Here is a 12,092-nt window from a genome sequence, read left to right on the forward strand (position 1 = left end):
CTCCGAACCTCAACCCTCGGCGACAATTGCCCGAGTCAGGTCGACCACCTCATCGACTCGATGGTGCGGTGACATCGACGACCGCTCGTCGAAAAGCGTCCGCAAGAGCGGCACCTCCGATAGCGGCCACTTGCAGGCCATCAACAGATCGTGATCGCCCGGATGGCGGTCCAGATGGTTCGTGACCTCGATGAAGCCGCCCAGGTAGATGTGATCCTTGATGTAGCCGCCAGGCGCGGAAGTGTCGATCAGCCCCCGCTTCACACGGAGTGCGAGATCGAAGGCCTCGTTGGTGGTGGTATGTGGCAGGACAGCGTCGAAAACGGCTCGAAAGCCAGCCCGCAGCGCCGTGTCGCAGGCAATTACCCGCAGCGCGTACCGTCGCATGACATCGGGATCGATCATCCCCGCCTGCTGCTCGTGCCAGACCGCGAGACCCTCCTCGGTCCCCAGGTACCCAGGGATCCCGTGCGCCAGGAGATGCAGTGGCTGCCGCAAGCCGTTGGCCGTGCGCAGCACGTGGGTGCCGATCTCGTGCACGATCAGTCGCTGCACCGTCGGACCGGTGAAAGTGACCCCCCGCTTGACTCGCACCTGACGCCGCCGGCCGACCACACTCATTCGCGCTGCCATGCGATCGCTGTGGTCGACGGTCCACTCGTCCAGGCCCAACTCGACAAGGACCCGGCCCATGGTGGCTGCTACCCGGTCGGAGTTCCACGTCGCCTCGGTGTCGGCTGTCGGCGGCTGCTCTCCCAGGCGCCGGTACGCGTCCACCACGACAGCGGCGGCAACATCGCCGAACTGGCTCTGCGAGTAGCTCGTCATCGCCTCCGGGTCACGAGAGTGCAGTGCCGCGAGACCTGCCCGCGCGTACGCCAACTCTCGTTCAAGGGCCTCTCGCCACGGCCCCGCCTCCGTCGGTGCGGCGCGCGCCGCGTCGAGAGCGGCCGCGAGCTCACCGGGTATCGGCGGGTATTCGAAACGTGGATCCACGGCACGGCCGGCCCTGTGTGCGTCGAGAAACTCCGTCCGCACCTGTGTCAGGTTGGTGGGGGTGATGTAGTGGGCGTAGCGAACAGGGTGAACGGCGTCGAGCACCACCCGGGTGGCGTGGTTGATGGCATCCAGGTCGACGCCCATTGTCTGTTCCCTTCGCGGCATGACGGCTGCATGAGATGCTCTCACAGAGTCGAGCCGGACAGACGTTCGGCGACAGCATCCGGACGATCGGCCCACGGTTGAGGCATTGATGGGGCATTGCCCTCTCATGTCGTCGTCAGAAGAATAGTTCGAATGGATGTGCCACAGCCACGTTCCACAAGCGACAGCCCGATCCCGGACTTTCTTCCAATGGAGCGGCTGATACTGGCCGTCTGCGCCACCCGCACGCCCGCTGACGGGAGGTCGATCGCCGACAAGACGGTACGTGCGGATTTTCTGGAGCGGCTCGTCACCGGCCAGGTCAAGGGATTGCCCGGCGAAATCCGCACGATCCACCTCATCGGAGCATCCATCGTCGGCGAGTTGGTCCTGACCGGCCTCGACATCGGCTACCCACTGACTTTCGACTGGTGCAAATTCGACCAGGCTCCCCGGCTCTGCGACGCCAACCTGCTGAGTCTGTCACTGACGGACTCGACAATTCCCGGGCTCGACGCCACCGGAATGAGGGTCCGAGGATCGGTCAGCATGGTTCGGGTCGTCAGCACCGAGACGATTGATCTGCGCTACGCCCAGATCGACGGCGTGCTCCACTTCCGAGAGTGCGATCTCCGTAGTTCCTCGCACGCGGTCCGCGCGAGCCAGATGGCCGTCAGAAGTAACGTGTCCTTCGCCAAGACGGTCGTCTCGGGTCAGATTCGCATGATCGGCGCCCAGATCGGCGGAGCCGCCATCTTCCGCGGCGCGGATCTGCACAGTCCAAACGACGTGTGCCTGCAGGCCGAGCGCACGGAAATTGATGAGGGCCTCTGGTTCGATGCGGACGCCACACGACGAGCCGCGACCGTCGAGGGACGGATCATTCTCGACAACGCCAGGGTCGGTGGGTCCATCCTGTTGAGTGGCGTCGCACTGACCCAACCGCACCGGGGGTCGACACGCAAGCGGTTGAAAGACCGCGCCACCAGCCTGCAGGCGTATGGGCTCAAGGTCACCAGGGACATCAGATGTGACCAGGAGTTTCGGTCGGACGGGGCGATCGGTCTGTGTTTCGCCAGCGTGGAGGGGACGGTCTCGTTCGACACGGCGACCTTTGCTCCTGGTGCGGCTGACACAGCGGCCGACCCGAGTCTGGTCGACCTGTCCGGGACGTCTGCAGGAATGGTCGAACTCGACTTCGCACAACCTCCGGCGACGCTCGACATGACGAACGTGTCTGCCCGGGTGGTGACGGACAACCCGAGCACCTGGCCCGCCGTCATCGTGCTCGACGGGTTCGCGTACGACCGGTTGAGTTCACCCCAACCGGTCACCGTCCGCGAGAGGATCAGGTGGCTCACCAGGGGTGACACCAACTACCGCCCGCAGCCGTACGAACAACTGATCGCGGCGTACCGGCGCGCCGGCCAGGAGCACGAGGCGCGTGTCGTCGGTTACCGGAAACAACACGCCCGCGCAAAGGAGGTCAGAGGGATCTCGAGAATATGGTCGGGGATCCTGTGGGCCACCGTGGGCTACGGCTACCGCACCTGGCTCGCTTCGGTCTGGCTGATCGGGCTGACGGCCCTGGGGTGGTCCGTCTTCACGCCGATCGGCGAGAGCGCCATCGCCGCAGTGGAGAAGCCACCGCAGTTCCACTCACTCGTCTACTCGGTGGACCTTCTGATTCCGGTGGTGAGCCTCGGGCAGGACTCGACCTGGCGCTTCGACAGCGGTGCCCGATGGGTGGCCTGGGGCCTGATCTTGTCGGGATGGGTATTGACCACGGCCGTCGCGACCGCCATCGCGCGCGTCCTGCGCCAGGGCTGACCCGGGGCGGGGTGGCCCGCCCTCGACGTGCACCGCAGGAGTCGCGGACCAGACCGACGCGTCACACGGGCCCAGCCCTCAGCGTCAGCCGATTCTGTCGGGGGGCGCCGTTAACGTGTGGGCACTGTCGCCGCGCCGGCCGGATCGCGCCGCTCGCTGACCCTCGGAGGCCCCCCATGTCCCAGGAGACGACCTACCTCGAACTGTCCGAAGTGGACGGTGCGCACAAGTTCTACGAGGTCATCGTCGACAACGCCACGCTGACGGTGCGCTACGGCCGGATCGGCGACCAGGGGCAGGTGAAGGCGAGTGCCTATCCGGACAACGCCCGCGCCCGGGCCGCTGCGGCGAAGAAGATCGGGGAGAAGGTCCGCAAGGGCTACGCGCCGGCGGTCCCCGGCGTCCGCCAGAAGCGCACCGTGTCGCGGCGGCAGATCGTGAGCACCCGCTCCACCGCCCGCACCGCCCCGGTGCTCTGGCGCTACGACTCCGGCGCCCCCGCCTTCGGCATCTTCGTCGACGGGCAGCACTGCATGGTCGGCAACGAGCACGGAGTCATCACCACGCTCGACCACCACGCCCAGGTGCGCAGCCAGGTCCGCCTTCCCGACGGGGTGAAGTGCATCGTCGCCGACGACGCCTGGATCTACGCCGGCTGCGACGACGGCAACGTCTATGACCTGTCCGGCAAGGTGCCCCGCGTGGCGTACGCGATCGCCCCGGAGATCGACATCTACTGGCTGGACATCCACGACGGCGTCCTCGGCGTCTCCGACGCCGACGGCGGGATCACCGCCGTCGACCACGAGGACGAGTTCCTGTGGCGTCGCCCCGGGCGGGGGCGTTCGGCCTGGATGGTGCGGTGCGACGACGACGCGATCTACCACGGCCACTCGCAGGGCGTGACCGGCTACGAGTGGCGCACCGGCAGCGAGCTGTGGCACACCAGTACCGGTTCGGTGCTCTTCGGCTGGCAGGAGCACGGCAGTGTCTTCGCCGGCACCAGCAGCCGGGAGGTGGTGCGGCTGTCCAAGTCGGGCCGCCGCGAACGCACCTATCTGTGCGACGCCCCGGTCTTCTCCTGCGCCACCGCCGAGGGCGGCGAGTACGTCTTCGCCGGTGACAGCCAGTCCTCGATCTACTGCTTCGACGCGGCGGGCACCCGGCTGTGGAAGCTCGGCACCGGCTGCGGCTCGGCGTACTCCATGCAGTACCACGACGACCGGCTCTACGTCGTCACCACCGGCGGGCATCTGGCCTGCATCGACGCGAGCGAGCCGGCGATCCGCGCTGCGCAGGCCGGGAACGTGCCCGAGGTACGCGACGTCAAGGCCCCCCGCCAGGCGCCCCAGCCGGTGCAGCCGACGATCGTCGAGGTGACCAGCGACTCGGGCGCGGGCGTGGTCGTGCAGTGCCTGGACGACCGGGGGCGGCTGCGGATTCAGGTGCTCTCCGACGGTTACCGGCGCGACTGGTCGGTGCAGTTCCCCAAGGGGATTCGCGAGCCGGGCGCCCGCTACCTGGTGACCGAGGTGCGCGAGTCCAGCCGCGGTGGCTACTACCGCGCGTACGGCGACATCCGCCGGCTGCGCTGAGCCGCGAGCGCACCGCCTCGCTACCGAGGGGTCCCGGCCGCGCCCGCCCGTGTCGTAGGGTGCCGCCATGGCGCACCCCGTCCGGGCCAACGGCGACGCCAGCAGGGCCTGGTGGGCTGCCCCGCCGACGGGGCGGGTCAGTCACCTGCCGGGCATCGAGCCGGAGCTGTTGCGGGTGGCACTCGACCCGTTACCACCGGCAGCACCCGCGATCATGCACTACCGGCCCACTGTGACACGTCCTCTCGGTGACGTCGTGGACACAGTGCTCGACCAACTGGACACCGCGGCCCTCGCGATGTTCCCCCGCTGGCTGACGGGGGCCGACCATGTCGACAGCGAGGGCACGCTCGGCGTGGCGGCGGTGCGGGCCCTCGCGGCCCGCACCGCCGCACGCTCCCGGCACTTCGGCCCGTTCCTGGCCGACCTCGCCGAGCGAGGACTGCGCGGCCCGCACCACCCCGGCGGCCGGTCCCGCTTCGCCCCGGGGGTACGCGCCGCCGGGCTCGCCCGGGTGATCGCCGACGCGTACGACCGGCAGAGCTGCGTGCTCGTCGTGGCCCTGCCCGACGCCGACGCCGACGCCGAGCGGACGCTGGTGGCCGCCGCCGAGTGGCTCGTGCGGCACGGTGGCTTCACTGTGTGGTTGGCCGGCGGACCGCTGCGACACGCCGACCGGGTGCGCTCAGTGCCCATGCCGGTGCCGGCGCGATTCGCCGAGCTGGCCAGCACGACCGAACGGCTTCCGGCGCTCGCCGCCGAGCCGGAGTCGACGGTGCTGGCCTGGCCGCCGATCGCGGGCGTGCCCCGCCGTGACAGCGCTGCCGAGCAGGCGTTGGAACGTGCGCTCGCACCGCACGACTGGGCGCGGGGCCGGCGGTGGAACCAGACCTACGAGTGGCACGTCCTGGCCACGGCGTACCGTCTGGATCTGTTTTGGCCCACGGAGGGTCTTGCGGTCGAGGTGGACGGCCCGGAGCATCGTGGGCGAATCGCTTTCGCCAACGACCGGCGGAGAGACGTGCAGCTGCAACTCCTCGGGCTGGACGTGCTCCGCTTCACCAACGAGCAGGTGCTCACCGACGCGCCGGCGGTGGTCGACGGGATCCGTCGGCTGCTGGCCCGGCGACGCGCGGGCGGCACGCACCCCCACGGAGATGAGACATCATGACGAGCCCGGCGGACGTCCCGCACCTGACGCCGAACCAGATCAACGCCCTCGTGGTGCTGATGGTCGAGGCACGCCGACTCACCAACGTCGAGCTGAAAGAGCTGGCCGGTTTCACGCTGACCGGCAAGGACAACACGAAGCTCGTCGACCTGGGCCTGGTGGACACCGATCGGACGCACCGGCCCTTCGCCCACGAGCTGACCGAGCAGGGCTGGCGGGTGGCACGTCAGCTGCACACCGCCGCGCCGCCGAAGCAGGGTGGCTCGACGACCCGGTCCCTGTTCGTCGTCCTGTCCAACCTGCACCGCTCGCTGGACCGGCTCCGGGTCAGCCACGGCGATTTCTTCAAGCAGACCGAGGCAACGGCCGCCCCGGCGACCAGCGAGCCGCGAGACGGAGCACCGGCACCCACGAAGACCGCTACGACGGCTGCACCGGCTGCTGCGGCGCCGGTGTCCGCGGCGGAGGTGGAGGCACTGGTTCGCTCGGCGTACCGGGATCTGGCCACCGCGCCGGGCGCCTGGGTGGGCCTCGCCGACGTCCGCGACCGGCTCGCCGACACCGATCGGGCCGCCCTCGACGCGGCGTTGCGGGCGATGGTCGGCCGGGAGGGCGTCCGCATCATCCCGGTGGCGAACACCAAGTCACTGACCGCACGGGACCGGGCTGCGGCCGTCCGCATCGGGAACGAGGACAACCACGCCCTGGCGATCGGCCCGGCATGATCTCGGACGACCAGCGGGCCGCGCTGGAAGCGGTCAGTCTCAACCCGGCGGTCACCCCCGACGACGTCTGGCGACCCAGCCCGCACAACGTGCCGGAGCTGCACGAGAAGGTGGCCGCGGAGATTCTGCGCGGGGTGGCGCGGGCCCGCACCGACGACACGAGCATGCCGCTCGGGGTGGCCATGCAGGGCCGCGCGGGCGCCGGCAAGACGCACCTGCTCGGGGCGGTCCGCGAACGGATCCAGGGCGACGGCGGCTACTTCTTCCTGGTCGACATGGTCAGTGGCAAGACGTTCTGGGAGAGCGTGGCCCTGGCCCTGGTGGAGGGGATGGGCCGCCCCCACGTCGGCTGGGGCACCCAGTTGAAGACCTTCCTGCGTCGACTCACCCCCCAGCTCGGCCTGCCGGTGGAGGTCCGCGACGCGGTCGCCGGCGCCCGACCGGTGACCCGTGCGCAGCTCGACACCTTCATCTGGGCGCTGCGCGAGCGCGATCGGGAGGTCGGGCGGGACGCCCAGGACACCGCGCGGGCGCTCGTCCTGCACGGCGCCATCGACTTCGAGGCACAGGACGTCGGTTACGCCCACCTGATCTCCGAACCGGGTGACCCGGCCGCGCGGGCGGCGTGGGGGTTGAGCGCCGCGATCCGCACCCCGCAGCAGGTCGTGCAGGACATCTCCCGGCTGATGGCCCTGACCCTGGACCCCACTGTCATCGCCGTGGACCAGCTCGACACGCTGTTCGCCCAGACCAGCACCTCACTGCTCAACCAGCATCAGGGGCTGGAGGACGGCCAGGCCAGGGTGCTCGGCCCGATCGCCGACGGCCTGCTCAAGCTCCGCGACATCACCCGCCGCACGCTGGTCGTCGTCTCGTGCCTGCCGGACACCTGGGTGCTGTTGACCCGCACGGCGCCCACCCCGGTCGCTGACCGCTTCCGTACGGCGACCCTGCCGGACCGGATCCCCACCCCGGAGATCGGGCAGGCCATCGTGTCGAAGCGCCTCGCCGCCGCCTTCGCGGGTATGTACTTCGGACCACCGCACCCCACCTGGCCGATCGCCCCCGCCGCCTTCGCCGACGCACCCACCCTGACGCCACGCGCCCTGCTCCGCCGGGTGGACCGCCACATCGCCTGGTGCCGTGATCGCGACGAGGTGGTCGAGCTGGACCGGCTCATCGACGGCGCCGACTCGACGCCGACGGTCAGCACCGCCCGTGGCGCTTCCGCCGATCCGACGACGGACGAGCGCCGCCTGCACGAGTTGGACGCGCGGTTCGCCGAACTGGTCGAGGCCGCGGACGTGTCGGCCGCCGTCGACCCGAAGGGCGAGGACGAGCACATGCCGCCGCTGCTCGCCGCCGGCCTGGCCGCCTGGATCGCCGAGCAGGCGCCGACCGGCGCCACCTACAAGTACGATCCGCCGCCCGGCCGCAAGCCCGCGCTGCACGGGCGGCTCATCGAGGTGCTCGACGAGGCCACCGAGAACGAGGCGCACTGGTGCTTCCGGGCGATCGCACACCCCAATGCCATCGCCGTCACCGCCCGGGTCAAGGCCGCCTGCACCCTCGCCGGGTTGGACCGGGACCTGCCACAACGGCGGCTGATCCTGCTGCGTAACGGTCCGTGGCCGACCGGGAAGCGTACGACCGAGGTGTTGACCGGCTTCGACGCGGCAGGCGGCGTGCGGTGTGCCGTGCCGGAGGCGGACCTGCGGGTCTTCGCGGCGCTGCGGGTGATGGCGGCCGAACCGTCCACGGCCTTGCAGGAGTGGCTGGTGGCCCGCCGTCCGGCCAGCGGCACCGAGCTGTTCCGCGCGGTCCTGCCCGGGCCCGACGGGACGCGCGGCGGTGCCCAGTCGCCGACGCCCGACGACGACGAGCCACCGTCGGGTGGCCCCGAATCCGACCCGACGAACGTGTCGGAAGCCGACGTCCCCGCTGGCATGTCGACCGGCGCGGCGGCCGAGTCCGTACCCGCCGACCCGACCGACCTCGTGGTCGGCGAGGGCGGTCGGGCCGTTGGGCTGGGGCGGACCGTCGACGGCGGTCACCCCTTCACGGTGCCCCTGGAGTCGTTGCGCCGCCACGCGGTCGTGTTCGCCGGGTCCGGCTCGGGCAAGACCGTGCTGATCCGCCGGCTGGTCGAGGAGTGTGCCCGCGAGGGGGTCTCCGCGATCGTGCTCGACCCCAACAACGACCTGGCCCGGCTCGGCGACCCGTGGCCCGACCCGCCGGGCGGCTGGGACCCCGGCGACGCCGAACGTGCCGCCGACTACCTCGCACACACCGAGGTGGTGGTGTGGACGCCCCGGGTCACCGCCGGTCGGCCGCTGAGCTTCCAGCCGCTGCCCGACTTCACCTCCCTGCGGGACTGGCCCGACGAGTTCGACCAGGCCGTCCGCTCCGCCGTGGAGGCACTCGCGCCACGGGCGGGCGTGGACCGCTCCAGCCGGCTCGCCCAGCAGGGCAAGGCCGTCCTCACCGAGGCCCTCCAGGCGTACGCGCGCAGCGGGATGGTCGGCCTGCCCGGCTTCACCGAGTTCCTCACCGATCTGCCCGAGGGCGTCAGTCGGCTGGCCCGCGCCGGGAAGCTCGCCGAGGAGTTGGCCGAGGCGCTCAAGGCGGCGATGGTCACCGATCCGCTCTTCGGCGGGGTCGGCGCGCCGGCTGACCCGGGGCTGCTGCTGACGCCGTCGGCGGGGCGGCGGGCCCGGGTGTCGGTGATCAGCTTTGTCGGCCTCACCTCCGACCAGGAGCGGCAGAGCTTCGTCAACCAGTTGCAGATGGCGCTCTTCGCGTGGATCAAGCGGCACCCCGCCGGTGACCGACCGCTGGGCGGGCTGTTCGTGATGGACGAGGCGCAGACGCTCGCGCCCTCGACCGGCACCACGGCCTGCACCGCCAGCTCGATCGCGCTGGCCTCGCAGGCCCGCAAGTACGGCCTCGGGCTGGTCTTCGCCACCCAGGCGCCCAAGGGTCTGCACAACCAGATCTCCGGCAACGCGACGACGCAGTTCTTCGGGCTGCTCAACGCGCCGGCGCAGATCGACGCGGCCCGGCAGCTCGCCGAGGCCAAGGGCGGGCGACTGCCGGACATCGGCCTGCTCAACAGCGGTGAGTTCTACGCGGCCGGGGAGGGGTTCTCGTTCGTCAAGGTCCGCACCCCGCTGTGCCTGACGCACCACCCGAAGGCGCCGTTGACCCCCGAGGAGGTCGTCGCCCGCGCCCGCCCGGCTGGGTAGCCTGGGGCCATGATCTTCATTACCGCCAAGTTCCGGGTCCTGGCCGAGCACGCCGACAGGTGGCCGCAGATCGCCGCCGAGTTCACCGAGGCGACCCGGGCGGAGCCGGGTTGCCTGTGGTTCGACTGGTCCCGCAGCGTGGACGATCCCACGGAGTACGTGCTGGTCGAGGCGTTTCGCGACGACCAGGCCGGCGGGGCCCACGTCCAGTCCGCGCATTTCCGCACGGCCCAGGAGACCCTGCCCCAGTACCTGGCCGAGACGCCGCGGATCGTGAACGCCACGGTGCCGCAGGAGGACTGGTCGCTGCTCGGCGAGATGGCCGTTCCCGAGGGTCGCTGACCGCCACCGGTCCGCGGTCAGCGACCGTCGTCAAACGCAGCCCGTCCGCGGTCCGCGGTCCGCGACCCGCCGTCAGCGCAGCCGGCGGGCGGTGAACCGTGCCGGCGGGTCGGCGATGACGTCCTGTGCCGCGATCAGCTGGATCTCCCGGGTTCCCGCCGCGAGAGTGGCCTCGAGCACGGCGTAGACGGAGGCGATGGTGCGTTCCAGCGCGGTCGCGGGTGAGCCGGTCGTCCACAGGTGGGCGAGGTACAGCGCCGCTGTGACGTCGCCCCCACCGTTCGGGTTGATCGGCAGCAGCGGCGTGGTCACCGCCCAGGCGCCCTCGTCGGAGACCGCCACCACCTCCAGCGAGTCCGGCGGCAGGTCGCCGTGGAGCACGCTGGTCACCAGGACGTGCCGTGGCCCGGTGGCGCGCACCACGTCGACCGCGTCGAGCACCTCGGCCAGTGAGTTCGTGGTGCGACCGGCGAGGAAGTCCAGCTCGAAGTGGTTCGGCGTGATGATGTCCGCACGGGGCACGACGGTGTCCCGTAGGTACTCCGGAATTCCCGGCCGGACGAACATGCCCCGACCGGCGTCGCCCATCACCGGGTCGCAGCAGTACACAGCGGCCGGGTTGGTCGCCTTCACAGTCGCCACCGCGTCCAGGATCACCGCGCCCATGGCCGGGTCGCCCTGGTAGCCGGAGAGCACCGCGTCGGCGCTGCCAAGGACACCGCGGTCCTCGATGCCCGCGATCACCTCCGCCACGTCTGCCGCCGGGAGCATCGGGCCCCGCCACGCGCCGTACCCGGTGTGGTTGGAGAAGTGAACCGTCAGGACCGGCCAGACCTCGTGCCCGAGGCGTTGCAGCGGAAAGGCCGCCGCCGAGTTGCCGACGTGACCGTAGGCGACCGACGACTGGATGGACAGGATCTTCACCGGCCCATCATCGCCGCTGCGGCTGACGGCGCACGGACGGCCCGCCGAATCTGTCGGGTGGCCCACTCGCCGCCCACCCGGGACGGCACGAACGGGCGACCCGGACCGTGTCGTCCGGGCCGCCCGAGCGGTGGCGGGGCGACCGGCGCGCTGGCTGGCCGTCCCGTCGTACGGTCAGCCGCCGAGGCTCGCCGCGGCCGAGGCGATCGACGAGGCGAAGTAGCTCACCTGGGTGTAGACACCCGGGTAGTTGGGCCGGGCGCAGCCGTTGCCCCAGCTGACGATGCCGACCTGGATCCAGGCGTTGCTGGCGTCGCGGCGGAACATCGGGCCGCCCGAGTCACCCTGGCAGGTGTCCGTGCCGCCGCTGGCGTAGCCGGCGCAGATCTCCTGGGCGGGGATGAGGTCCCCGCCGTAGTTGGCGTTGCAGGTGGAGTCGCTGACGAACGGCACGTTCGCCTTGAGCAGGTACCGCTGCTGGCCGCCGCCCTCGCGCGCGGCGCCCCAACCGGCCACGGTGAAGGTGCCGCTGTCGTACGCGGTGGTGCTGGCGATCGGCAGCGTGCTCAGCCCGGTGACGGGGCTGGCCAGCCGGATCAGCGCCCAGTCGCGGCCGGCGCCGTTGTAGCCGGGGGCACGGTAGACGTAGTTGGACCGGACGGTGATCCGGCTGGACGACTGGAGGTCGACCGTCCCGAGCGTCGCGGTGATGCTGGTGTTGGTGCCGGTCGCGCCCACGCAGTGTGCCGCGGTGAGCACCAGCCGGGGGCTGTACAGCGCCCCGCCGCAGCCCATCGAGAGACGCACCATGAACGGGAACTCGCCCTGAGCGGCGCGGGTGCCGCCGACGACGTTCGGCGTCACGGGGCTGTCGGCCGCGGCGGCCGGCGCGGTGAGGGTGAGGCTGGCCGCGGTCACCGCGGCCAACGCGGTGGCCAGCAGGCCAGTGAGGGTACGCCAGCGAACCATGCATTCCTCCGCATCAGGATGGCACGCCTCGTGAGCGCACCGCAGTCGAGATAGCGGTCATCATATTGAGGATTATGGATCTAGCGGGTCATCCTCTCTGGGTCGTACCACCGGCGGTATGGATCTCGCGCGGCGCGGCGCGGCGCGG

9 protein-coding genes are annotated in these 12,092 nt (G+C 70.8%); 6 read left to right on the top strand and 3 right to left on the bottom strand.

Going from position 1 to position 12,092, the window contains the following annotated elements; genetic code table 11:
• Positions 1 to 9: 9 nt before the first annotated feature.
• The gene (locus MED15_RS33105) at positions 10 to 1,143 is read right to left on the bottom strand and encodes a tyrosine/phenylalanine carboxypeptidase domain-containing protein (protein ID WP_167457782.1); all 1,134 of its coding nucleotides are present in this window, start codon (positions 1,141 to 1,143) and stop codon (positions 10 to 12) included.
• 153 nt (positions 1,144 to 1,296) lie between these two features.
• Between MED15_RS33105 and MED15_RS33110 the strand changes: the two genes are divergently transcribed.
• The 6 genes from MED15_RS33110 (at position 1,297) to MED15_RS33135 (ending at position 10,051) form a co-directional block, all read left to right on the top strand.
• Entirely contained in the window at positions 1,297 to 2,973 is a 1,677-nt protein-coding gene (locus MED15_RS33110) for a hypothetical protein (protein ID WP_146766772.1), read from the top strand.
• A 176-nt stretch (positions 2,974 to 3,149) separates the two neighbouring features.
• Positions 3,150 to 4,568, top strand: a complete 1,419-nt coding sequence (locus MED15_RS33115; protein WP_112584503.1) for a WGR domain-containing protein — start codon at positions 3,150 to 3,152, stop codon at positions 4,566 to 4,568.
• A 67-nt stretch (positions 4,569 to 4,635) separates the two neighbouring features.
• On the top strand, positions 4,636 to 5,739 hold the full coding sequence (locus MED15_RS33120; protein WP_112697753.1) for an endonuclease domain-containing protein: 1,104 nt from the start codon (positions 4,636 to 4,638) through the stop codon (positions 5,737 to 5,739).
• On the top strand, positions 5,736 to 6,464 hold the full coding sequence (locus MED15_RS33125) for a hypothetical protein (protein ID WP_112737894.1): 729 nt from the start codon (positions 5,736 to 5,738) through the stop codon (positions 6,462 to 6,464). Before MED15_RS33120 ends, MED15_RS33125 begins: the two co-directional genes overlap by 4 nt.
• Positions 6,461 to 9,709: an ATP-binding protein gene (locus tag MED15_RS33130; RefSeq protein WP_112697757.1), complete on the top strand. Its 3,249-nt coding sequence runs from the start codon at positions 6,461 to 6,463 to the stop codon at positions 9,707 to 9,709. Before MED15_RS33125 ends, MED15_RS33130 begins: the two co-directional genes overlap by 4 nt.
• Positions 9,710 to 9,718: 9 nt before the next feature.
• On the top strand, positions 9,719 to 10,051 hold the full coding sequence (locus MED15_RS33135; RefSeq protein ID WP_112584499.1) for a putative quinol monooxygenase: 333 nt from the start codon (positions 9,719 to 9,721) through the stop codon (positions 10,049 to 10,051).
• 72 nt (positions 10,052 to 10,123) lie between these two features.
• Here the strand turns inward: MED15_RS33135 and pdxY are convergent, their stop codons facing one another.
• Entirely contained in the window at positions 10,124 to 10,975 is an 852-nt protein-coding gene (pdxY, locus tag MED15_RS33140) for a pyridoxal kinase PdxY (RefSeq protein WP_112602567.1), read from the bottom strand.
• A gap of 174 nt (positions 10,976 to 11,149) precedes the next feature.
• Positions 11,150 to 11,944: a S1 family peptidase gene (locus MED15_RS33145; protein WP_112584497.1), complete on the bottom strand. Its 795-nt coding sequence runs from the start codon at positions 11,942 to 11,944 to the stop codon at positions 11,150 to 11,152.
• Positions 11,945 to 12,092 lie beyond the last annotated feature (148 nt).

Source organism: Micromonospora noduli (assembly GCF_003264475.1).
GTDB lineage: Bacteria > Actinomycetota > Actinomycetes > Mycobacteriales > Micromonosporaceae > Micromonospora > Micromonospora noduli.

Bases quoted from the DNA above. Each gene is read 5' to 3' on its own strand.
- MED15_RS33120 (WP_112697753.1), top strand. From the start codon at position 4,636: ATGGCGCACCCCGTCCGGGCCAACGGCGACGCCAGCAGGGCCTGGTGG.
- MED15_RS33125 (WP_112737894.1), top strand. From the start codon at position 5,736: ATGACGAGCCCGGCGGACGTCCCGCACCTGACGCCGAACCAGATCAAC.
- MED15_RS33130 (WP_112697757.1), top strand. From the start codon at position 6,461: ATGATCTCGGACGACCAGCGGGCCGCGCTGGAAGCGGTCAGTCTCAAC.
- MED15_RS33145 (WP_112584497.1), bottom strand. From the start codon at position 11,944: ATGGTTCGCTGGCGTACCCTCACTGGCCTGCTGGCCACCGCGTTGGCC.
- MED15_RS33105 (WP_167457782.1), bottom strand. From the start codon at position 1,143: ATGGGCGTCGACCTGGATGCCATCAACCACGCCACCCGGGTGGTGCTC.
- MED15_RS33115 (WP_112584503.1), top strand. From the start codon at position 3,150: ATGTCCCAGGAGACGACCTACCTCGAACTGTCCGAAGTGGACGGTGCG.
- MED15_RS33135 (WP_112584499.1), top strand. From the start codon at position 9,719: ATGATCTTCATTACCGCCAAGTTCCGGGTCCTGGCCGAGCACGCCGAC.
- MED15_RS33110 (WP_146766772.1), top strand. From the start codon at position 1,297: ATGGATGTGCCACAGCCACGTTCCACAAGCGACAGCCCGATCCCGGAC.